Origin of the sequence: Haloarcula sp. CBA1129 (assembly GCF_008729015.1) — an archaeon.
Lineage (GTDB): Archaea > Halobacteriota > Halobacteria > Halobacteriales > Haloarculaceae > Haloarcula.
In genome coordinates, this window is record NZ_RKSM01000001.1 from 3,163,919 (window position 1) to 3,186,068 (window position 22,150).

Genomic DNA, 22,150 nt, shown 5'->3' on the forward strand with positions numbered 1-22,150 from the left:
ATGAGTCAGGGACGCGAAGCCAAAGTATACGTAAACGGTAGTCTGGTCGGCACACACCCCGACCCGGAACAGCTCGCAGAACAGGTACGACAGGCGCGACGGCGGGGGGACGTCTCCCAGATGGTCAACGTCTCGGTCAAGAACCGGACTGGGGAAGTCATCATCAACGCCGACGCCGGCCGTGCCCGACGCCCACTGCTGGTCGTCGAGGACGGCGAGCCGCTGATGACCGACGAGGAGGTCGAACAGGTCAAAGACGGCGAACTCGAATTCGAGGAGCTCGTCGAGCGCGGCCTCGTCGAGTTCATCGACGCCGAGGAAGAGGAAGACATCCTCGTCGGCGTCGACGAGGACGAACTCACGGAGAATCACACGCACCTGGAAGTCGACCCGCAGCTGATGTTCGGTATCGGCGCGGGGATGATTCCGTACCCCGAACACAACGCCTCGCCCCGGATTACGATGGGGTCGGGGATGATCAAACAGTCGCTGGGCCTGCCGTCGGCGAACTACCGGATTCGCCCGGACACGCGCCAGCACCTGCTGCACTACCCGCAGCTGTCGATGGTCAAGACCCAGACCACCGAGCAGATCGGCTACGACGACCGCCCCGCGGCACAGAACTTCGTCGTCGCCGTCATGAGCTACGAGGGGTTCAACATCGAAGACGCTCTGGTAATGAACCAAGGGTCGGTCGACCGCGCCCTCGCCCGTTCGCACTTCTTCCGAACGTACGAGGGCGAGGAGCGGCGCTACCCCGGCGGTCAGGAGGACCGCTTCGAGATGCCTGACGACGAGGTGCGGGGCGCTCGCGGCGAGGAAGCGTACACCCACCTCGACGACGACGGGCTCGTGAATCCGGAGACGAAGGTCGGCGAGAACGCCGTCCTGCTCGGGAAGACCAGCCCGCCCCGGTTCCTCGAAGAGCCGGACGACATGGGCGGTCTTTCACCGCAGAAGCGCCGAGAGACGAGCGTCACGATGCGCTCGGGCGAATCCGGCGTCGTGGACACGGTCACGCTGATGGAGGGCGAGGACGGCTCGAAGCTCTCGAAGGTCTCCGTGCGTGACGAACGAATCCCCGAACTCGGGGACAAGTTCGCGTCACGGCACGGCCAGAAGGGTGTCGTCGGCCACATCGCACCGCAAGAGGACATGCCCTTCACCGAGGAGGGCGTCGTCCCGGACCTCATCATCAATCCGCACGCGCTGCCGTCGCGGATGACCGTCGGCCACATTCTGGAGATGATCGGTGGCAAGGTCGGCGCACTCGAAGGCCGCCGCGTCGACGGTACCGCCTTCACCGGCGAGGACGAGGAGGAACTCCGTGGCTCGCTCGAAGAGCACGGCTTCGACTCCAGCGGCAAGGAGACGATGTACTCCGGTGTCACCGGCGAGAAGATCGACGCCGAGATCTTCGTCGGCGACATTTTCTACCAGAAGCTCTACCACATGGTCTCGAACAAGCTGCACGCCCGTTCGCGCGGGCCGGTGCAGGTGCTCACCCGTCAGCCGACGGAAGGGCGCGCCCGCGAGGGTGGCCTCCGTGTGGGTGAGATGGAGCGGGACGTGCTCATCGGGCACGGTGCGGCGATGGCGCTCAAGGAGCGCCTGCTCGATGAGTCCGACCGTGAGTGGATCAACGTCTGTGGACAGTGTGGGATGACCGCCGTCGAGAACGTCGAACAACGGCGCATCTACTGTCCGAACTGCGAGGAGGAGACCGACATCCACGAGGTCGAGATGTCCTACGCGTTCAAGCTCCTGCTCGACGAGATGAAGGCGCTCGGAATCGCCCCGCGGATCGAACTGGAGGACGCAGTATGAGCTCACAACAGACACCGCAGGAAATCGGTCAGCTCAGCTTCGGGCTGATGGACCCAGAGGAGTACCGCGAGATGTCGGCCACGAAGGTAATCACGGCCGACACGTACGACGACGACGGTTTCCCCATCGACATGGGGCTGATGGACCCACGACTCGGGGTCATCGACCCCGGACTCGAGTGCAAGACCTGCGGGAAACACAGCGGGTCGTGTAACGGCCACTTCGGCCACATCGAACTCGCCGCGCCGGTCATCCACGTCGGCTTCGCGAAGCTCATCCGCCGACTGCTGCGCGGGACCTGTCGGGACTGCTCCCGGCTCTGTCTCGACGAGCACGAGCGCGAGGAGTTCGCGGACCGACTGACACGAACCCAAGACCTCGGTCGCGACCTCAACGACGTGACCAAGGCCGCCATCCGGCAGGCCCGCAAGAAGGACCGCTGTCCGTTCTGTGGCGAGAAACAGTACGACATCAAACACGAGAAGCCGACTACCTACTACGAGGTGCAGGATGTCCTCGCCTCGGACTACCCCGAGCGGATCGCCGCCGCGATGGAGGAGTCCGAGGACCCTATTTCGCCGATTGAGCTCTCCGAGGAGACCGGCATCGACAGTAGCCGCGTGCAGGAGATTCTCAGCGGCGAGTTCCGTCCCCGACAGGAGGACCGACGCGCACTGGAGAAGGCGCTGTCGGTCGACCTGACCGAGGAGGACATGAACAAGCTGATGCCAAGCGACATCCGGGACTGGTTCGAGGACATCCCGGACGAGGACATCGAAGTGCTGGGCATGAAGCCGGCCCGCTCCCGACCGGAGTGGATGATTCTGACGGTGCTGCCGGTGCCGCCGGTCACCGCTCGTCCCTCGATTACGCTGGACAACGGCCAGCGCTCCGAGGACGACCTCACCCACAAGCTCGTGGACATCATCCGCATCAACCAGCGGTTCATGGAGAACCGCGAGGCGGGTGCGCCACAGCTGATTATCGAGGACCTCTGGGAACTGCTGCAGTACCACGTCACCACGTTCATGGACAACGAGATTTCGGGGACGCCGCCGGCGCGACACCGCTCCGGTCGTCCGCTGAAGACGCTCTCCCAGCGCCTGAAAGGCAAGGAGGGACGCTTCCGTGGCTCGCTGTCCGGGAAGCGTGTGAACTTCTCGGCTCGTACCGTCATCTCGCCGGACCCGACCCTCTCGCTGAACGAGGTCGGCGTCCCGGACCGGGTCGCAAAGGAGATGACCCAGACGATGAACGTCACCGAGCGCAATCTGGAAGAAGCGCGACGGTACGTCTCCAACGGACCGGAAGCTCACCCCGGCGCGAACTACGTCAAACGGCCCGATGGCCGCCGACTGAAGGTGACCGAGAAGAACTGCGAGGAACTCGCAGAGAAGGTCGAACCGGAGTGGGAAGTGTCCCGCCATCTGGTCGACGGCGACATCATCATCTTCAACCGCCAGCCGTCGCTCCACCGGATGTCAATCATGGCCCACGAGGTCGTCGTGATGCCGTACAAGACGTTCCGGCTGAACACGACGGTCTGTCCGCCGTACAACGCTGACTTCGACGGCGACGAGATGAACATGCACGCACTCCAAAACGAGGAGGCCCGCGCGGAGGCGCGCGTCCTCATGCGCGTGCAGGAACAGATGCTCTCCCCGCGCTTCGGCGAGAACATCATCGGCGCGATTCAGGACCACATCAGCGGGACCTACCTGCTGACCCACACGAATCCGAAGTTCAACGAGACGCAGGCGCTGGACCTGCTTCGGGCGACTCGTATCGACGAACTGCCCGAGGCTGACGGCATCGACGAGGACGGCGAGGAGTACTGGACCGGCCGCTCGCTGTTCTCGGAACTGCTGCCCGACGACCTGAATCTGGAGTTCACGTCTTCGGCTGGCGATACCGTCGTCGTCGAGGACGGCCAGATGACCGGTGGCACCATCGACGAGGACGCTGTCGGGGCCTTCGGTGGCGAAATCGTCGATACTATCGCTAAGGACTACTCGCGGACCCGCGCTCGGATTCTCGTCAACGAGGTCTCTGCGCTGGCGATGCGCTCGATCATGCACTTCGGGTTCTCCATCAGTATCGACGACGAGTCCATCCCGCGGGAAGCCGAAGAGCAGATCAACGACGCCATCGACAGCGCGTACGACCGCGTCGAGGAACTCATCGAGACCTACGACCGCGGCGAACTCGAATCGCTGCCCGGTCGGACCGTCGACGAGACCCTTGAGATGAAGATCATGCAGACGCTGGGCAAGGCGCGTGACTCCGCCGGTGACATCGCCGAGGACCACTTCGGCGAGGACAACCCGGCCGTCATCATGGCCGAGTCCGGTGCGCGTGGCTCGATGCTGAACCTGACTCAGATGGCCGGCTGTGTCGGCCAGCAGGCAGTCCGCGGCGAGCGGATCAACCGCGGGTACGAGAACCGCACGCTTAGCCACTTCGAGGAGAACGACCTCTCGGCGGACGCCCACGGCTTCGTCGAGGCGTCCTACCGCTCCGGGCTCGGCCCGAAGGAGTTCTTCTTCCACGCGATGGGTGGCCGCGAGGGGCTAGTCGACACGGCCGTCCGGACGTCGAAGTCCGGGTACCTCCAGCGCCGACTCATCAACGCCCTGTCTGAACTCGAAACGCAGTACGACGGCACTGTCCGGGACACCTCGGACACCATCGTCCAGTTCGAGTTCGGCGAGGACGGCACGTCGCCGGTCGACGTCTCCTCGAACCAGGACGAGGCCGCCGTCGACGTCGAGCAGATCGCCGACAGCGTCCTCGACGAGGAGTTCGAGAGCGAGAAGCAGAAAGAGAGCTTCCTCGGCACGCGGACCGAGCGGACCAACCTCTCGGAACACGCCGACGACTGGTGGATGGCCGAGGGTGACGATTAACAATGACAGCACACGACGTATCAGCAGACATCGAGGCCGTCGTCGAGGACACTGAGCTGCCGCGACGGCTGAAAGACGAAGTGTACAGCACCGTCGAGGAACGGGGTGTCGGCGTCGACGACGCCGACCGTATCGCCAAAGCCGTCGAGTCACGCTATCTCGACACCCGCGTCGACCCGCTGGACCCGGTCGGGACCGTCTCGGCCCAGTCCATCGGCGAACCGGGAACGCAGATGACGATGAACACGTTCCACTATGCGGGGGTCGCCGAAATCGACGTGACTCAGGGCCTCCCACGGCTCATCGAGCTGGTGGACGCCCGGAAGACGCCAGACACACCGATGATGACGGTCCACCTCGACGAGGAGTACGCGGACGACCGCGAGCGCGCTCACGAGGTCGTCTGGAAGATCGAGGCGACGCGTATCCTCGCGCTGGGTGACATCTCGACGAACGTCGCGGACATGCTCGTCGAAATCGACCTCAACGAGGACACGCTGCTGGAGCGGTGGCCGACGGTCAACGACACGGACGCCATCGCCGAGGAGATCTCCGAGACCATCGAGTCGAACCTCGGCGTCTCGACCCGGCAGGCCGGCACCGTCATCGAGTTCGGTCCGGAGGAACCCAGCTACCGCGACCTGCTACAGCTGGTCGAGGAGTTGCGGGAAATCGTCTTCAAAGGTATCGAGGAGATCACCCGCGTCGTTATCCGAAAGGAGGAGACCGACAACGGCGAGGAGTTCGTCCTCTACACCGAGGGCTCGGACTTCGGCGAAGTGCTCGACATCGAGGGCGTCGACGCGTCCCGGACGACATGTAACAACATCCACGAGATTTACCGGGAACTCGGCGTCGAAGCGGCCCGCGAGACGCTCATCAACGAGACGATGAACACGCTCGAAGAGCAGGGGCTCGACGACGTGAACGTCCGGCACCTGATGCTGGTCGCCGACATCATGACCAACGAGGGGACCATCGAGTCCATCGGTCGCCACGGCATCTCGGGATCGAAAGACTCCGTGCTCGCCCGTGCAGCATTCGAGGTGACGGTCAATCACCTGCTCGACGCCGCCATCCACGGCGAGGTCGACGAACTCGACGGCGTCACGGAGAACGTCATCGTCGGGAAGCCGATCAAGCTCGGCACCGGCGATGTTAACCTCCGGATGGGCACGACTCAGGACTGATGCGGGTCGAACTCTCGGACGAAGCGCGTCGACTGGTCGCCCTCTTCGAGGACGAGGCAGCCGTCACCGTCCGGGATTGCGTCGTCGACGAGGACCACGATCAGGTCGTGTATCTGGTCAAGCGCGGGGAGATGGCTGACGCCATCGGTCCGGGCGGCCAGACCGTCGAACGCGTCGAGGACCGCCTCGGCCGCGAGGTCAAACTCGTCGAAGCCGCCGAGACAGCCGAGGACTTCGTGGCGAACGCACTCGCGCCGGCCGCGGTGTACAACGTCACTGTCTCGGAGAACGATGACACCGTCGCCTACGTCGAAGTGGCACAGGAAGACCGCGGGGCCGCAATCGGCCGCGAAGGGCGGAACATCGACGCCGCACGACAGCTGGCCAAGCGACACTTCGAAATCGACGGCATCGAACTGACCTGAGCGGGGCGATTCGAGCGGGTCCACGGACCCGCCTGCTCGGGCAGTCGATGTGGGGACGGACAGAAACCGCTTTTTTGATTGGTCGTGAACCGACTGCTATGCCCGCACTCCGGCGTCCAGACGGCGGCGACCTGCTGGCTCCGCTGACTATTGTCGGAATTTACCTGTATCACGCACACGTTCTGGGGAACCCGCCGTCCGGACTCGAAGGCGCGTTTATGCTCGCGCTGTGCGTGTTGGTGGGTGCCACGAGTCTTGTCGAGGGACTGCTCACGTCACCGGCGTACCCGCTCATCGGCGGCGGACTAATCGCGTTCTTTTATTTCGTCCGGTTCAGCCAGCGACAGGATATCGGCTCCGCCCTCGGCGTTTGTGCTGGGGTTCTTTTCGGTAGCTATGGTCTCTACCAATGGGTCACGTCGAGCGCCGAACCGAAACTGTAAGTGGCAGATGAAACAGGAGGCGACACTCAGTCGTCGCCAGCGGCCGAGTCGTCTGCGCCGTGTTCGTACACGTCGGTATCGCTGTGCGTGGTTCCGCTGTCGACAGCGAACGTCTGCAGGAGTTCGCTGAGGTCGCCAGCCTGATCCGAAAGGGATTCGATACCGCCGGTGACTTCGTTGATCGTCGCGGTCTGTTCCTCCGCGGCGGCGGCGACGTTCTCGGCGCGGGATGCGGTTTCCTCACTGATTGTTCCGACCTCGTCGGTCATCGCCACTGCTTCCTCCGTCGTTGCGGCCTGTTCGTCGGTGGCGTCGCTGATGGACTGAATGCCGTCGTTGACTTCCTCGACGCGGTCGACGATCTGTTCGAGGGATTCGATTGCGTCGTCAACGGTGTCGATGCCGTCTGTGACTGAGTCGCCCATCTGTCTGATGTCGGTCACGGCATCGCCAGTGGTGTCCTGCACATCTTCGATAACTGTCGAGACTTCTTCGGTGGCCTCGGTCGTTTCCTGAGCGAGGCCTTTGATCTCGTCGGCGACAACGGCGAACCCTTCACCCGCTTCACCGGCCCGGGCGGCCTCGATGGACGCGTTCAGGGCGAGCATGTTGGTCTGTTCAGCGATGTCATCGATGAGGTCGACGATGTCACCGATCTGCTCCATCTCCTCGTCGAGGGACTCGACGCGGTCGATAGTTTCGTCGGCTCGCGTCTCGATATCGTTCATCACTTCGATAGCCTCCGATGCGCGCTCGCTGCCGGTTGCACCGATCTTGGCGGCCTCGTTCGACGTGGTCGCGACTTCGTCGGCCTGTGCTGCGACCTCTTCGACCGTCGCGGAGAGGCCTGACATCTCGTCGACCGTGTCCTCGATGTTCTCGTACTGCGTCTCCGCGCCATCGGCGATCTCCTGAACGGATTCACTGACCTCTTCGCTGGCGTCACGGACCTCGGTAGCACTTGCGGTGATCTGGTCGGCAGAGCCGTCGACATCGTCGGCGAATTCTCGAATACGCATGACCGTCTGGCCGAGTTGGGCGAGCATGTCGTTGAACGCGGCTGCGATGTTGGCCATCGCGTCGTTGTCCGTGTCGGTGTCGAGCCGCTGGGTGAGGTCGCCGTCGGCCGCTTTCCGCATCACGGCCGAGAACTCCTCGGCCTGCTGTTCGAGCGTCCCAGCCAGCTCTTCTGCCTCCGCTCTGGACTCCTCGGCCTCTTGCTGGGCCTGTTCGAGGTCGCCGATGAACGATTCGAGGTTACTGTGCATGCTCGATAGCGACGCGCCGAGCTGGCCGGGAACGTCCTTGTCGAGCGCCGGATCGTCGAACGCCTGCCTTGAGAGCGCGTCGGCCTGTGCAGCGACGGTGTCGAGATAGGTCTTCATGTCATAGAAGGCGTTCTGGACATCGCCAACCTCGTCGAGGCGGTCAGACTGTTCGATGTCGGTGTCGAAGTTCCCTACTGCGAGGGCTTCTGCCTGTGTCGAGAGTCGCCTGAGTGACTGCATGATGCCACGGCCGACGAGGACGCCGATGAGGGCGAACCCGGCCAGCGAGACGCCGATGATGGCGATGAAGCTCCCCTGAATACTGTCACGTAGTGCGAAAGCGGCCGACTTTGGAGCCTGTTTGACGACGATCCATGGCGTGTCACCGACGGACTTCGCGGCGATCAGGTACGGCCCGCTCCGGGCCACGTCGGTGTCTCCCGCTGTGAGTGCGGTCAGGTTGGCGGACACGTTGTACTGCGTGCCGATGGTCGAGGCGTCCTCGGCGAACTGAACCGTCCCGTCCTGCCGGACGATCCGCGTTTCACCGCCGTCGATGGAGTTGCGGAACTGGGCCGTCCGCGCGGTCACGTTGTGGACCACGACGACCAGTTTGTTGCTCCGGGCGACCGGGCTCGCGAAGGCGATGTACTTGTTTCCGTCGTAAGTGTACACATTCGACATATCGACCGAGTTCGACCCCGAAACCGAGAGGTCCCCGCCTTCCCACTCGAAGTCGTCTGTCTGGAGCGATGTGCCGTGTCGGTCGGTCAGCGACGACTGCTCGATTTCCATCGTCTCCTCGTCGACGTAGTGGAGAGCATACACCGACTCCGGCTGGTAGAACGCTTGTCGCTGTAATGCGCCCCCAATTATCATTGAGCTCCCCTCCTCAATGTCGGACAGCGATGAGAGGGTTCGAGCGGCGTTTCGCTGGCTGCGAACCCAGTCCGCTGTTGTCGTGGCCGTCTGGACGGTACCCGTTTGCAGTTCGTTCTCGCGCTGTTCGGTCAGTTCGTTTGCGACCGTCCGCTCCGCAGTGACGCTGACGCCCGCAACGAGCAGGGCGATACAGAGGATGATGAGCGTCAACTTCCGGAGATACGTTTGCCGGACGATATCTGGGAGGCGTTGTTCGAGTTTCATAGATACTACCGCAGGTCTGTCTGAATAACTCAAGCGCCAGTACTAGAAACCAACTGCCCAGTTATCACACCTGATTCCATGTGCGGGCTATCTCTCGGCTTGGTGGACTGGGACCCAACATCTGTAGCGCCTGACACGCATACTGTCGGTTGTGATGAGTTTCGCCACCCGGGGTGGTGACTCCCTCGCAATAGTGTCAGCCAACTCCTGTGCAGGTCGAACTCTTGGCAGAGGTTCTCATGAAATTGCCGGGAGAGCAGTTCTGAGCTATACACGCCGACCGAAACACCTTGCTGACCGCACCTCACCCGCTGTTGTGAACCTCCCTTCGCGTCATCTAACGCAGTTCTGGACCTGATTTCCCCGTCTATGGCACAGAACGCCACACACGAAAGCGCTACCGGCCGAGTCCGAAAGAGGAGTCTTAAGTACTTCCGAAAGGTACCAGTGCCTACTATGGCGAACGGCAAGTACGCCGCGCGCAAGCTCAAGAAGGACCGCCAGAAACACCGGTGGTCCGACACTGACTACGCGCGTCGCGAACGCGGCCTGGGCAAGAAGTCCGACCCGCTCGAGGGTGCGCCCCAGGGACGAGGTATCGTACTGGAGAAAGTCGGAATCGAGGCCAAGCAGCCTAACTCCGCGATCCGGAAGTGTGTCCGCGTCCAGCTCATCAAGAACGGGAAGCAGGTCACCGCGTTCTGTCCCGGTGACGGCGCTATCTCTTTCATCGACGAGCACGACGAGGTCACGATCGCTGGTATCGGCGGGGCGAAAGGCCGCGCGATGGGCGACCTCTCCGGTGTCAACTACAAGGTCGAGAAGGTCAACGGCGTCTCTCTCATCGAACTCGTTCGCGGGAACGCGGAGAAACCGGTCCGATAACCATGAGTGCCGAAGACACACCTGACGCTGATGCCGACGCGGCTGAGGAAAGCGAGCCGGAGACGGCCCGCGCGAAACTGTTCGGCGAGTGGGAAATCACGGACATCGAGTACACCGACCCCTCGACCGAGCGCTACATCACTGTCACGCCGATCGCCCACACGATGGGGCGACACGCTGACAAGCAGTTCAAGAAAAGCGAGATCAGCATCGTCGAGCGGCTCATCAACCGCCTGATGCAGACCGACGAGAACACGGGCAAGAAGCAGCTTGCGACCTCCATCGTCACTGAGGCGTTCGAGATCGTTCACGAGCGCACCGACGAGAACCCGATTCAGGTGCTCGTCAGTGCGGTCGAGAACAGCGCCCCCCGAGAGGAGACCGTCCGCCTGAAATACGGTGGTATCTCGGTCCCGAAGGCCGTCGACGTCGCGCCCCAGCGCCGCGTCGATCAGGCCCTGAAGTTCCTCGCTGAGGGCGTCTACGGTGGCTCGTTCAAGACCACCACGAGTGCCGCCGAGGCGCTCGCACAGCAGCTCGTCGGTGCTGCCAACGACGACGTCCAGACCTACGCGGTCAACCAGAAAGAAGAGAAAGAACGCGTCGCGGCTGCCGCTCGCTAACTCGGCTGTCTCCGACATCTTTATTCTTCCATACTCGGCAGTGGAATCTATGCGAAACCCCAGCCGCAACGCCCGCTCCCGCCGCCAGTATCTCGGCGCGCTCGCCAGTATCGGGGCGACCGGGCTGGCCGGCTGTCGCGGTGAGCCCGAAACGCGGACCGATTCCTCGGACCAGACATCCACAGTTACAACGACGGCAGGCCCGGTTCGGACGCTGGACCGCTACGACGTGTCTCTCAGCCACGAGCGGGCGCAGTCGCCCAGCGAATGGGTGCCCCCCACGACGTCCCCGATGGACACGCCGCTGGGAATTGACCCACTTATCGAGGATCTGGAAATCCCGTGGGACCTTTCGTTTGCCGCGGACGGAACGCTGTTTCTCACTGAACGGGTCGGTCGCGTTCTCTCGTTTGCCGATGGGACCGTGCGGACGGTTGCTGAACCGGCCGCCGTCATCGACGCGGAATCAAGTGCCGACGGCTGGTGGGTCACCGGCGGCGAGGGCGGTACCCTCGGCATCGCCGCGCACCCGAGCTATCCCGATCCGCCGGTGGTGTACGTCTACTACACGACGATGACTGGCGACGACGAGCGTTCAAACCGGGTTGTCGCCATGGATGTCTCGGCCGAGGACCCGGCCGCCACGGAGTCCGTTCTCGTCGACGACATTCCCGGAAGCAAGATACACAACGGCGGTCGGCTCACGTTCGGTCCCGAGAACTACCTCTGGATTACGACCGGTGACGCCGGCGTTGGGAGCCTCGCCGCGGACCTCGACTCGCTCGGCGGAAAGGTCCTTCGCGTGACGCCCGCGGGCGACCCCGCGCCCGGCAACCCGGATCTGGGCGGGGATCCCCGGGTGTTCACCTACGGCCACCGAAACCCTCAGGGACTGGCTTGGCTCCCCGACGGGACACTCGTTGCCTCCGAGCACGGTCCGACCGGCCGGGACGAACTCAACCGTCTCGTGGCCGGGGGCTACTACGGCTGGCCGGATACTCGCGAGCATTCGGAGTATCTCGATGCTGGCCCTGAAGTCCGTCGCCCGCTCGCAAACACGGGCAATACTGGTGGCTGGGCACCCTCCGGGTCGCTGTTCTACACCGGCGATGCCGTCCCGTCGCTGCAGAACAGACTGCTTACCGGCGGGCTGAAGGGCCAGAAACTACTCGTCACGACGCTGACGCCGGCCGGGAACGATCTGCCACCGGGAGACGACGCCGAGGTGTACGACGCCGACTGGACCGACGACGCCTACACCGCGACGACCCACTCCCTGCTGGCCGACGAGCTCGGCCGGATTCGCCACGTCGAGCAGGGACCTGACGGCGGGCTGTACCTCGTCACGTCGAACCGGGACGGGCGTGCCGGCGACGGATTCCCGCGGGAACGCGACGACGTGCTTGTCCGCGTCACGCCGGCCGACTGAGCGGCGCGGGCGGCCAGCGGAACCGCGCTCCGTGAACCACCGGCTATATTTCGGTTGACGAGAGAGGGTGACCCATGGCAACAGAGCAATCCGTCGACCTCGTTGATGACGACACTGTGGGATGGTTCACCAAGGCGGTGCTGCTCGCGGCGCTGACCGCGGCGCTCGCACAGATATCTATCCCGCTCCCGGGACCGTTGGTGCCGTTCTCGCTGCAGCCGTTCGGGATGTTCTTCGCTGGCCTGCTACTGGGGCCGCTGTGGGGCGGCGTCGCCCTGCTGCTGTACCTGCTCGTCGGTATCGCCGGTGTCCCGGTGTTCTCGAACGGGAGCGCCGGTATTGGCTATGTCATCGCGGGAAAATCTGGAGGGTTCCTCGTCGGCTTTCTGGTCGGTGCGGTCGTCGCCGGCGCTATCGCACACCGAAGCACGTCGCCGCGCCCAGTTGCCGACCTCTCTATTCCGGTGCAGGCGCTCGCGCTCACTGCAGCAATCGTCGTCGTCTATGCGATTGGCATCCCGTGGATGTCGATGGTGACCGGTCTGTCGCTCACTCGTGCTGCGGCCCTGATGGCTCCGTATGTCCCGCTTGACCTCGTGAAACTCGGTGTCGCAATCGCTATCGTGCAGGGCGGGTATCTCTCCGGTCGATGATAGCGGTCCGTGACCTGCGCTACCAGTACGGTGCTGTCGCCGTCCTCGACGGGGTCACGCTGTCGATACCCGACGGCCAGTACTGCCTGCTCGTCGGGCCAAACGGGAGCGGCAAGACGACGCTCGTCCGGCATCTCAACGCTCTGTTGACGCCGGACGCCGGCACCGTCACTGTCGACGGGACCGATGTGACGGACGATCCCGTTGTCGCCCGGACGCAGATCGGGATGGTGTTCCAGCACCCCCGCGACCAGTTCGTGGCCGCGACCGTCGGCGCAGATGTGGCATTCGGCCCGGAGAACCTCGGACTCGACAGGGACGAGATCGACCGTCGTGTCGAAGCGGCGCTCGACGCTGTCGACCTCGGTGGGGCCGCCGATACCCGTATCGACGCCCTCTCGGGCGGCGAACAGGCCCGCGTCGCTATCGCTGGGGCGCTCGCCATGGAGCCGAACTACCTCGTGCTCGACGAGCCGCTTGTCGGGCTCGACTGGCCGGCTAGGGAGTCGGTGCTTGCCCACCTCGACGCGCTGGCCGCCGATGGGACGGGTATCATCGTCGTCACTCACGACCTCCGTGACCTCCATGAACGGGCCGACCGCCTCGTCGCGCTGCACGAGGGGCGGGTCGTCTTTGACGAGTCGCCGTCAGCAGCACTCGATACCCTCCCGGACCTCGGCGTCCGAGACCCGCGATGCTGAGCTACCGGCCCGGGTCGACGTTTGCCCATCGGCTGGACCCGCGGTCGAAGCTCTTGGTCCAGTTCGGCCTCGCTATCGCCGCGATTGCTCACCCGACGCTACCGTGGCTCGTCGGCACGACCGCGTTCGCGCTGGTGACGCTCGCAGCGGCCCGGCTCTCACCGCTGGCCGTCCTGCGCGCCTATCGGGTCGTCCTTACGGTGCTGGCGCTGGCCCCGCTGGTCGCTGGTATCGCGTTCGGTCCGCCGTGGTTTCGGGTCGAGCCGGCGCTCCGCTCGGCGCTGTACGTCGGGCGCATCCTCCCGGTGTTGTTCGTCAGCGCCGCCTACCTCACGTCGACGCCGGTCCGGCACACACGGGCGGCGGTCCAGCGCCTGATTCCCGGCAAGCCCGGTCAGATACTCGGTATCGGGATGGCGCTGGTCGTCCGTCTGTTCCCCCTTGTGCTCGCGGACGTTCGGGAGGTGCGCGACGCAATCCACGCTCGCGGCGGTGCGGACCGCCCGCTGTGGGACCGTGTCAGGTTGCTCACCGTTCGCTCGCTGGAACGCACGCTCGACCGCTCGGACCGGCTCTCGGTCGCCCTGCGAGCCCGCTGTTTCGCGTGGAACCCGACGCTCCCGCCGCTTTCTTTTGCTGGCCGTGACTACCCGGTGCTCGCCGTCGGAATCGCGCTCGCGGTGTCGCCGCTCGTTCCGATCTAAACTGATTGCCGTGCGCGGCTGCAGCTATTCCATCGGCTCTCGATCCCGTCACTCCACGACCTCGACGCCGGTAATCTCGAACCGCGCGCCGCCGTCGCTCCCCTCGTCGATGCTTACCGTCCAGCCGTGGGCGTCGGCGATCTCCGCGACGATCCAGAGCCCGAACCCAGTTCCGTCGTCCGACGTCGAGTATCCGGTCTCGAACACGCGCGACCGATCCGCCTCGTCGATGCCGTCGCCGTCGTCCTCGACGTAGAACCCATCGTCAAGTTCCCCGAGGGTGACTGTCACGTCGTCGCCGCCGTGTGCCACGCTGTCGTCGGCCCTTGGCCGACTGCTTGTGGAGCCATGCTCCACACTGTTGCTGAACAGGTTCTCGAGCAGTTGTCCCAATCGGCTTCTGTCGGCACGAACGACGGCGTCTGTCTCGACAGTGAGTTCGGCGTCGCTGGTTTCGACGTTGTTCCAGCACCGTTCGGCCGTGTCCGCGAGCGCCACCACGCCAGCGTCAACCGCCGACTGCTCGTCGCGTGCAGCCGCGAGTAGGTCATCGATGAGCGTCCGCATTCGCGCGAGTGCGTCGCTGGCGCTGTCGAGATGTTCGCTGTCGGACTCCTGTTGGGCCAGTTCGACGCGCCCCTCGGCGACGGATAGTGGGTTCCTGAGGTCGTGGCTGACGATGCTGGTGAACTCTTCGAGACGTTCGTTCGTGTCCTCCAGTTCCTGCTCGCGGTGCTTGCGCTCGGTGATATCACGGTCGATACCGATTGCCCGAACCGGCGTCCCGTCGCCGTCGGATTCGACGCGGCCCTTCGCCTCCATCCACCGGACCTCGCCGTCACGGATGATCCGGAACTCGGCTTCGTACATCCCGGTCTCGGCCGCTGATTCGATGCGGGCCGCCACGTCTGACTGATCCTCTGGATGGACCAGTGGTAAAAACTCGTCTAGCGACCCGATATCTGTGCCGTACAGCGTCTCGGACCCGGGGTAGTACGACAGGTCACCGGACTCGAACTCACGGTCCCAGACGACCGTATTGGTGGTTTCTAGCGCAATTTCCATCCGCTCGCGCGTCTCCTCCAGTTCGCGCTCCCGGAGCTTTCGGTCGGTGATGTCCTGCACGGAGCCCCGAAGTTTGACCACGTCGCCGTTCTCGGTGACTGGCTCACACAGTGCACGGACCCATCGGTAGTGCTCATCGCTGCCGATACGCACCTCCATGTCGTACCCCTCGGCTGTCTCTATCGCCTGCTGGAACTCCGTCCTGACAACGTCCCTATCGTCGGGGTGGCACAGGTCGATGATGGATTCGATGCTCAGTTCATCGTCCGGCCCCAGTCCGTGTATCCGGTAGAACTCACTTGTCACCGTCATATCCCGCGGCTCGTCTGTCACGTCTACCTCCCACCCGCCGACGCTCGCGATCCGCTGGGCTTGGTCAAGGAGGTCCTTCGTCCGCGTCAGTTCCTGCTCGCGTGCCTTCCGCTCGGTAATGTCCCGGCCGATACCGGCCAGCATCGGGTTCCCATCGGGGTCCTCGACGCGGGTCGCCGTGAACTCGTGGGGGATCTGTTCCCCGCCTTCCGTAATAAACGGCACTTCCACACGGGTGGTGCCGCCATCGAACACCGATTCGATAGCGGCCCCAACGAGGTCCTGATGCTCCTCCGGGAAGAACTCGGCTCCGTGTGCCCCAGCTACTTCGGCGGCTGAGTAGCCGGTCACGTTCAGCAGGCTTTCGTTCCAGCGCCGGAAGCGGCCGTCGCTGTCGAGGACGTAGAACACGTCGTCGATGGCGTCCAGCATGTCGTCGGTGTACTCCTTGTACCGTTCGAGGCGTTGCTCGCGTTGCTGGCGTTCGAGTTCGTAGCTCACCCACTGTGCCGCGAGATGGACGAACGTCTTCTCGTCCTCGGTGAAGGGAGTCTCGCGGGGTGACCGGTCGACAAAACAGAGCGTTCCTGAATGCGCGTTACGGACACGAACCTCGCCGCCGATGTACGTCTCGTAGTCCCACCGTTCGTATGCCGGGTCTGACCCCCATCCTTCTTCGGACGCGTCTGCGATTGCCATGATGTTCCCTGTGTCGATAATCTTCCGGCAGTACGACTCCGATAGCGGCGTGACGGTCCCCAGTTTGAGCCGTTCGTCGTTCCCGCTCGCATAGCGGATGGTGAACTCATCGCGGTCAGTATCGTTCGAGGACAGGAACGCGCCAGTGGTCCCCAGACGCTCCCGGCCCAGATTCAGGACCCCTTGGATCTTTTCTTCAAACGAGGCGTCGGGGTCGGCGCTGATCTCGTAGAGCTGCCGGAGTGTCTGGTTGTGTTCCGCGAGCTGGTTCTTGGTGGCTTCAAGTTCACGCTCGCGGCTCCGCCGCTCGGTAACGTCGCGGGCGAACCCGGCGACGCGAACTATCTCGCCGTCGCCGTTAGTGATCGGTTCGCCCTGTATCCAGACCCAGCGCTGATACTCCTCTGTTGCATTGACACGGCACTCGACGTCGGCCGACTTGCCGTCCATGAGACGCCGCATCGCGTCTTTCATCAGTTCGCGGTCTTCGGGATGGATGCCGTTCAGGAAGTCGTAGGGATTGTCCCGAAGATCGGCCACCGACCGTCCCCAGATGTCCTCGTACGCGGAGTTGATAACGAGCAGTTCGCTCAGGTCGGCCGTGAACTCCCAGAGGATGTCGTTAGTCGCTTCGGTGAGTTCACGGACGCGACGCTCTGACTCGGCGGCCTGTCGCTTCGCGCGGGACTCGGAGACCGCGTTTTCGATGCGGTTCGCCAGTAGTTCGTACACCTCGACCCCGAACGACTTCTGCAGATAGTCGGTTACGCCCATCGAGATCGCTTCGCTGGCTACCTCTTCGCTGCCTTTGCCGGTGAACAGAATGAACGGCAGGTCCGGGTTCGTCTCCCGAATCGCATCGAGCAGTTCGATGCCGTTCATCTTCGGCATGTCGTAGTCGGAGACGACAGCGTCGAATCCGTTTTCGGCGAGCCGGTCGAGCCCGTCTCGTGCGCTGGTCGCGGTTTCGACGGAGATACGGTCGTCTGCGGCCTCCAGAGAATCCGCTGCGACAGCCACGAAGTCAGGGTCGTCGTCGATGTGTAATACCCGAATCCGTTCGCCGACGACATCCGCCTCGCCGTCGAGATGTCGGCCGCGAAGCGCTCCGGTCATAGTCAACTAGTTCACAAGTCCCTGCAAAAACAGTTCTGCCGGTTAATTCGCATTTGGCTGTTAGTGAAACCAGCAGTCGATAGCGACGCGGCCATCTCTTGCGTGTGACAACACCGACCGTTAGTGACCCGATAGCACTAACTCATTCAGTGTCAGTCCGCCGCGCGACCGCCGCCGTCACCAGCGTACGCCCGAGTCACGTCGACGAGTGCTTTCCGGAATTCGGACTCGTCCGGCTCGGGCGAGAGTGCTGCGAAGTGACGCTTGAACTCCGTGATATCGACTGATTCGGCGTCTTGGGCCGCGGCGTGGGCGAGGTCGTACAGCCGGTGGCCCGAATCGACCAGCTCGTGACGCTCACACAGCGCAAGGGCAAACGCGGCGTTGACGGCCGTGATGTCCGGGTCTGCGGCCGGCGTCAACCGTGCGGCCGGTTCGCTGTGGTGGCGTATCCGGGTCGACGCTGTTGAACGGCCCCAAGCCGGCGGGTCGCCGGGCCGGTCCGCGACGGCAGCTGCGAGGCTGGCCTCCAGAAACGGCACCAGCTTGTCGCCGGGCACCACCGGCATCCAGATGTCGTCGGCGTAGACGTCTTTCATGTGGTTGGCGATCTGGTAGCAGTGCGTGAGCTTCCGCTGTTCGACCGAGTGCCCCGCCAGCGCGAGATAGATCGCCTCCCGCGTCGACTGGGTGTGTGACGGATGCCCCCGTTCGTGGTGGCGCATATGTGCGTACTCGTGTAACGCCAGCTCGCGGGCCATCGCGCTCGTCGCGGCCTGACGGGAGATTGTCAGCTTGTGGGCGTCGTCGCTGTGGCTGACGCGGGTACGCTCGTCTGGGTCCTCCCGGACCCGGACGGTCACCGGTCGGTTCAGGTCGTGTTCCGTCGAGAAGAGGTCCCTCGCTCCGAGAAACGGTTCGGCCGGCCCACCCTGCACATGCACGTCCATGTGTCACTCTCTCATGGGCTGAAGAGCTATTAATCCATGGGTGGGGGCACCGTTCGCACACAGTGGCCTATCAGGACTCAAGCGCCGCGAAACCGCGCTCTAGGTCGGCCCGGAGGTCCTCGACGGCCTCGATACCGACCGATAACCGGATGAGCGTATCAGAGATGCCGAGTTCGTCCCGTGCCGCCGGTGAGAGCGGTTCGTGCGTCATCGCCGCCGGGAGCTCCGCCAAGCTCTCGACGCCGCCAAGGCTGACTGCCAGTGTAACCGTCTCTAGGGCTTCGAGAAAGCGCTTGGCGTCGGCCATGTCCCCAGCCAGTTCGAACGAGAGCACGCCGCCAAAGCCCTGCATCTGCTCGCAAGCGAGGTCGTGCTGTGGATGGCTTTCCAATCCCGGATAGTGGACCGCTTCGACGCGTTCGTGCTCGTCAAGGTACTGCGCAAGGGTCATAGCGTTGTTCTCGTGGCGGGTCATCCGGACGCCCAGCGTCTTGATGCCCCGCGAGATGAGATAGCTGTCGAACGGGGCGAGCATATTCCCAAGCGCGATCTGCTGGCGGAACTCCACCCGTTCGGCCACCTCGGGATCGTCGGTAATCAGCGCACCGCCGACAGCATCGCTGTGACCGTTGAGGTACTTCGTCGTGCTGTGAGCCACGAGGTCCGCACCGAGCGATAGCGGCTGCTGGAAGTACGGACTTGCGAAGGTGTTGTCGACCCCGACCGTCGCGCCGTAGTCGGCGGCAACGGCTGCAATCGCGTCGATGTCGCACAGTTTGATGCCCGGATTCGTTGGTGTTTCGACCCAGACCAACTCCGTTGCCGGCGTCATCGCGGCCGCAACAGCGTCGACATCAGTCGCGTCGACGAACTCTACGTCGACACCAAGCTGGTCCCGGAACAGCGTTTCGAACATCCGTCGCGTACCCGCGTACAGGTCGTCGAACGCAACGACGTGGTCACCCGGTTCGACCAGTGAGAGCACCGCTGTTGCAACGGCTGCTGTCCCCGAACTGAATGCGTAGGCGCGCTCTCCGCCTTCTAGCGCGGCTAACTCCTGTTCGAGGCCGTGTCGCGTCGGGTTTGACAGTCGCGAGTAGAGGAACTCCCCTTTCTCTGGGTCGACGTCCTCTAACGAAAGGTCCGTGTCGAGCCCGGGCAGTTCGTAGGTCGACGAGAGGTGTATCGGGAGCGTGACATCCCCTGCTGCTGACGCCGTCTCGGTATCGACCGCGATTGTGTCGAGGTGTGGATGTCGAGTCATACACTCCCGTCCGCTGGCTGGCGCTAATACCTTTGCAATCATTACTCATGCCACTGCAAATAATTATAATCGCTGGGCATACACCTCGGCTATACTGCTAGCTGTTACTTCGCGAATACATTCGCTACCCCGCAGTGGCAATATTCTTCACGAGCTTACAGCCGACAGTATACCGACCGGTCGGAATGCCAGACCATGCCACGCGAACGGCCGAATTTCGAGCGGTCACGGCCGTAGTGAAACACTATCCTTTTGACCCTGCTGTTGATAGGAAGCTGTATAATGGGCCGACGTAAGAAAATCGTCCAAGAATGTGAGACACTGATGGACGATCCGGAGCACATCCGGAACATCGCCATCGCTGCTCACGTCGATCACGGAAAGACGACACTGACAGACAATCTGCTGGCCGGTGCCGGCATGATTTCCGACGACACCGCCGGCGAACAGCTGGCGATGGACACTGAGGAAGACGAACAGGAACGTGGGATCACCATCGACGCGGCTAACGTTTCGATGACCCACGAGTACGAGGACCAGAACCACCTCATCAACCTCATCGACACGCCCGGCCACGTCGACTTCGGTGGCGACGTGACCCGTGCGATGCGTGCCGTCGACGGCGCGCTGGTGGTTGTCGACGCTGTCGAGGGCGCGATGCCCCAGACCGAGACGGTGCTTCGGCAGGCGCTCCGCGAGGGTGTCAAGCCGACGCTGTTCATCAACAAGGTCGACCGCCTTATCTCCGAGCTTCAGGAAGGACCCGAGGAGATGCAGAAGCGCCTGCTCGCGGTCATTCAGGACGTCAACGAGCTCATCCGCGGCATGACCGAGGAGATGGACGACATCGAGGACTGGACGGTCTCCGTCGAGGAAGGGACTGTCGGCTTCGGCTCCGCGCTGTACAAGTGGGGCGTCTCGATGCCGTCGATGCAGCGCACCGGCATGGACTTCGGCGAAATCATGGAGCTAGAGCGCAACGACAACCGTCAGGAGCTCCACGAGCGCACGCCGCTGTCCGACGTGGTGCTCGACATGGTGTGTGAGCACTTCCCGAACCCCGTCGACGCCCAGCCGATGCGCGTTCCGCGTATCTGGCGTGGTGACGCCGAATCCCAGCTCGCCGACGACATGGCGATGGTCAACGAGGACGGCGAAGTCGTCCTGATGGTCACCGACATCGGTGTCGACCCTCACGCCGGCGAAATCGCCGCCGGGCGTGTCTTCTCCGGCACGCTGGAGAAGGGTCAGGAGCTGTACGTCTCCGGCACTGCGGGCAAGAACCGCATCCAGAGCGTCGGTATCTACATGGGTGGCGAGCGCGAGGAGGTCGACCGCGTCCCCGCCGGGAACATCGCCGCTGTCACGGGCCTCAAGGACGCCATCGCTGGCTCCACTGTCTCCAGCGAGGAGATGACACCGTTCGAGTCTATCGAGCACATCTCGGAGCCGGTCATCACGAAGTCCGTCGAGGCACAGAACATGGACGACCTGCCGAAGCTCATCGAGACGCTCCAGCAGGTCGCCAAGGAAGACCCGACCATTCAGGTCGAAATTAACGAAGACACCGGCGAACACCTCATCTCCGGGCAGGGTGAGCTGCACCTGGAAGTTATCGGCCAGCGTATCGAGCGCAATCAGGGTATCCCGATCAACACCGGTGAGCCGATTGTTGTCTACCGCGAGGCCCCACAGGACGACAGCCGCGAAGTCGAAGGTCGCTCGCCGAACAACCACAACCGCTTCTACATCAGCATCGAGCCGCTCGGCGAGGACATCGTCGAGACGATCAAGATGGGCGAAGCGTCGATGGACATGCCGGAACTGGAGCGCCGTGAAGCGCTGCAGGACGCTGGCATGGACAAGGACGACTCCCAGAACATCGAGCACATCCACGGGACCAACATCCTGCTCGACGAGACGAAGGGTATCCAGCACCTCAACGAGACGATGGAACTCGTCATCGAAGGTCTCGAAGAGGCCCTCGACGACGGTCCGCTCGCGTCCGAGCCGGTTCAGGGGTCGCTCATCCGTCTCCACGACGCCCGCCTCCACGAGGACGCCATCCACCGTGGTCCGGCTCAGGTCATCCCTGCGGTGCGTGAGGCCGTGCACAACGCACTCATCGACGCCAGTATCAAGCTGCTGGAGCCGATTCAGCAGGTCCGCATCGACGTGCCCAACGACCACATGGGCGCTGCGAGCGGCGAAATCCAGGGCCGCCGTGGCCGCGTCGACGACATGTACCAAGAAGGCGACCTGATGGTCGTCGAAGGCGTCGCGCCGGTCGATGAGATGATCGGCTTCTCCTCGGACATCCGCTCGGCCACCGAGGGCCGTGCCTCTTGGAACACCGAGAACGCTGGCTTCCAGGTCCTTGCTGACAACCTCCAGCCGGACAAGATCAGCGAGATCCGCGAGCGCAAGGGCATGAAGCAGGAACTGAACCCGGCTATCGACTACTTCTAAGTACCTTTTTACGTCACCCCCTCTCCTCGCGCGCTCTTCGAGCGCGCTGTGGGGAGCGGGTTCGTAAAAATCTAC

At 63.5% G+C, this 22,150-nt stretch carries 16 protein-coding genes; 12 read left to right on the forward strand and 4 right to left on the reverse strand.

Annotation, left to right across the window (positions count from 1 at the left end):
- The 5 genes from rpoB (at position 1) to Har1129_RS16035 (ending at position 6,791) form a co-directional block, all read left to right on the forward strand.
- Positions 1-1,827 (forward strand): DNA-directed RNA polymerase subunit B, encoded by a 1,827-nt coding sequence (gene rpoB / locus Har1129_RS16015; protein WP_151101714.1) that lies wholly within the window; start codon positions 1-3, stop codon positions 1,825-1,827.
- Positions 1,824-4,733 carry a DNA-directed RNA polymerase subunit A' gene (locus Har1129_RS16020; RefSeq protein ID WP_151101716.1) on the forward strand — a complete coding sequence of 970 codons (2,910 nt, stop codon included), beginning with the start codon at positions 1,824-1,826 and terminating at the stop codon, positions 4,731-4,733. The genes rpoB and Har1129_RS16020 overlap by 4 nt, the downstream gene beginning before the upstream one ends.
- Before the next feature lie 2 nt (positions 4,734-4,735).
- Complete coding sequence (rpoA2, locus tag Har1129_RS16025) at positions 4,736-5,923, forward strand: DNA-directed RNA polymerase subunit A'' (protein ID WP_151101718.1); 1,188 nt, start codon at positions 4,736-4,738, stop codon at positions 5,921-5,923.
- A complete protein-coding gene (locus Har1129_RS16030) occupies positions 5,923-6,348 on the forward strand; it encodes a NusA-like transcription termination signal-binding factor (protein WP_151101720.1) in 426 nt (141 codons plus the stop codon). The genes rpoA2 and Har1129_RS16030 overlap by 1 nt, the downstream gene beginning before the upstream one ends.
- A gap of 98 nt (positions 6,349-6,446) precedes the next feature.
- Positions 6,447-6,791, forward strand: a complete 345-nt coding sequence (locus Har1129_RS16035; RefSeq protein WP_151101722.1) for a hypothetical protein — start codon at positions 6,447-6,449, stop codon at positions 6,789-6,791.
- Between the two features lie 26 nt (positions 6,792-6,817).
- Here Har1129_RS16035 and Har1129_RS16040 read toward each other — a convergent pair whose 3' ends face one another.
- Positions 6,818-9,205 carry a methyl-accepting chemotaxis protein gene (locus Har1129_RS16040; protein WP_151101724.1) on the reverse strand — a complete coding sequence of 796 codons (2,388 nt, stop codon included), beginning with the start codon at positions 9,203-9,205 and terminating at the stop codon, positions 6,818-6,820.
- 456 nt (positions 9,206-9,661) lie between these two features.
- On the opposite strand from Har1129_RS16040, the gene Har1129_RS16045 reads away from it, so the two are divergent.
- The 6 genes from Har1129_RS16045 to Har1129_RS16070 all read left to right on the forward strand — a co-directional run bounded on the left by Har1129_RS16045 (position 9,662) and on the right by Har1129_RS16070 (position 14,200).
- Positions 9,662-10,090 (forward strand): 30S ribosomal protein S12, encoded by a 429-nt coding sequence (locus tag Har1129_RS16045; protein WP_004515440.1) that lies wholly within the window; start codon positions 9,662-9,664, stop codon positions 10,088-10,090.
- A 2-nt stretch (positions 10,091-10,092) separates the two neighbouring features.
- On the forward strand, positions 10,093-10,713 hold the full coding sequence (locus tag Har1129_RS16050) for a 30S ribosomal protein S7 (RefSeq protein WP_151101725.1): 621 nt from the start codon (positions 10,093-10,095) through the stop codon (positions 10,711-10,713).
- A gap of 49 nt (positions 10,714-10,762) precedes the next feature.
- Positions 10,763-12,142, forward strand: a complete 1,380-nt coding sequence (locus Har1129_RS16055; RefSeq protein ID WP_151101727.1) for a PQQ-dependent sugar dehydrogenase — start codon at positions 10,763-10,765, stop codon at positions 12,140-12,142.
- A gap of 74 nt (positions 12,143-12,216) precedes the next feature.
- The gene (locus Har1129_RS16060) at positions 12,217-12,795 is read left to right on the forward strand and encodes a biotin transporter BioY (protein ID WP_151101729.1); all 579 of its coding nucleotides are present in this window, start codon (positions 12,217-12,219) and stop codon (positions 12,793-12,795) included.
- The gene (locus Har1129_RS16065) at positions 12,792-13,496 is read left to right on the forward strand and encodes an energy-coupling factor ABC transporter ATP-binding protein (RefSeq protein WP_151101730.1); all 705 of its coding nucleotides are present in this window, start codon (positions 12,792-12,794) and stop codon (positions 13,494-13,496) included. Before Har1129_RS16060 ends, Har1129_RS16065 begins: the two co-directional genes overlap by 4 nt.
- On the forward strand, positions 13,490-14,200 hold the full coding sequence (locus Har1129_RS16070) for an energy-coupling factor transporter transmembrane protein EcfT (protein ID WP_151101732.1): 711 nt from the start codon (positions 13,490-13,492) through the stop codon (positions 14,198-14,200). The genes Har1129_RS16065 and Har1129_RS16070 overlap by 7 nt, the downstream gene beginning before the upstream one ends.
- Before the next feature lie 48 nt (positions 14,201-14,248).
- Here the strand turns inward: Har1129_RS16070 and Har1129_RS16075 are convergent, their stop codons facing one another.
- From Har1129_RS16075 to Har1129_RS16085, 3 genes are all read right to left on the reverse strand, one after another.
- Positions 14,249-17,392, reverse strand: coding sequence for a PAS domain S-box protein (locus Har1129_RS16075; RefSeq protein WP_151101733.1), 3,144 nt, complete (start codon positions 17,390-17,392; stop codon positions 14,249-14,251).
- Positions 17,393-17,544: 152 nt separating this feature from the next.
- Positions 17,545-18,342: a DUF5781 family protein gene (locus Har1129_RS16080; protein ID WP_151101735.1), complete on the reverse strand. Its 798-nt coding sequence runs from the start codon at positions 18,340-18,342 to the stop codon at positions 17,545-17,547.
- Between the two features lie 70 nt (positions 18,343-18,412).
- A complete protein-coding gene (locus tag Har1129_RS16085) occupies positions 18,413-19,606 on the reverse strand; it encodes a PLP-dependent aspartate aminotransferase family protein (protein WP_151101737.1) in 1,194 nt (397 codons plus the stop codon).
- Between the two features lie 282 nt (positions 19,607-19,888).
- On the opposite strand from Har1129_RS16085, the gene Har1129_RS16090 reads away from it, so the two are divergent.
- Entirely contained in the window at positions 19,889-22,075 is a 2,187-nt protein-coding gene (locus Har1129_RS16090; RefSeq protein ID WP_151101738.1) for an elongation factor EF-2, read from the forward strand.
- Positions 22,076-22,150: the final 75 nt, after the last annotated feature.

What these genes read in the sequence shown, in the direction of transcription:
- Har1129_RS16070 (WP_151101732.1), top strand. Translation starts at nt 13,490, where the DNA reads ATGCTGAGCTACCGGCCCGGGTCGACGTTTGCCCATCGGCTGGACCCG.
- rpoA2 (WP_151101718.1), top strand. Translation starts at nt 4,736, where the DNA reads ATGACAGCACACGACGTATCAGCAGACATCGAGGCCGTCGTCGAGGAC.
- Har1129_RS16035 (WP_151101722.1), top strand. Translation starts at nt 6,447, where the DNA reads ATGCCCGCACTCCGGCGTCCAGACGGCGGCGACCTGCTGGCTCCGCTG.
- Har1129_RS16050 (WP_151101725.1), top strand. Translation starts at nt 10,093, where the DNA reads ATGAGTGCCGAAGACACACCTGACGCTGATGCCGACGCGGCTGAGGAA.
- Har1129_RS16080 (WP_151101735.1), bottom strand. Translation starts at nt 18,342, where the DNA reads ATGGACGTGCATGTGCAGGGTGGGCCGGCCGAACCGTTTCTCGGAGCG.
- rpoB (WP_151101714.1), top strand. Translation starts at nt 1, where the DNA reads ATGAGTCAGGGACGCGAAGCCAAAGTATACGTAAACGGTAGTCTGGTC.
- Har1129_RS16060 (WP_151101729.1), top strand. Translation starts at nt 12,217, where the DNA reads ATGGCAACAGAGCAATCCGTCGACCTCGTTGATGACGACACTGTGGGA.
- Har1129_RS16030 (WP_151101720.1), top strand. Translation starts at nt 5,923, where the DNA reads ATGCGGGTCGAACTCTCGGACGAAGCGCGTCGACTGGTCGCCCTCTTC.
- Har1129_RS16090 (WP_151101738.1), top strand. Translation starts at nt 19,889, where the DNA reads ATGGGCCGACGTAAGAAAATCGTCCAAGAATGTGAGACACTGATGGAC.
- Har1129_RS16055 (WP_151101727.1), top strand. Translation starts at nt 10,763, where the DNA reads ATGCGAAACCCCAGCCGCAACGCCCGCTCCCGCCGCCAGTATCTCGGC.
- Har1129_RS16040 (WP_151101724.1), bottom strand. Translation starts at nt 9,205, where the DNA reads ATGAAACTCGAACAACGCCTCCCAGATATCGTCCGGCAAACGTATCTC.
- Har1129_RS16085 (WP_151101737.1), bottom strand. Translation starts at nt 19,606, where the DNA reads ATGACTCGACATCCACACCTCGACACAATCGCGGTCGATACCGAGACG.
- Har1129_RS16020 (WP_151101716.1), top strand. Translation starts at nt 1,824, where the DNA reads ATGAGCTCACAACAGACACCGCAGGAAATCGGTCAGCTCAGCTTCGGG.
- Har1129_RS16045 (WP_004515440.1), top strand. Translation starts at nt 9,662, where the DNA reads ATGGCGAACGGCAAGTACGCCGCGCGCAAGCTCAAGAAGGACCGCCAG.
- Har1129_RS16065 (WP_151101730.1), top strand. Translation starts at nt 12,792, where the DNA reads ATGATAGCGGTCCGTGACCTGCGCTACCAGTACGGTGCTGTCGCCGTC.
- Har1129_RS16075 (WP_151101733.1), bottom strand. Translation starts at nt 17,392, where the DNA reads ATGACCGGAGCGCTTCGCGGCCGACATCTCGACGGCGAGGCGGATGTC.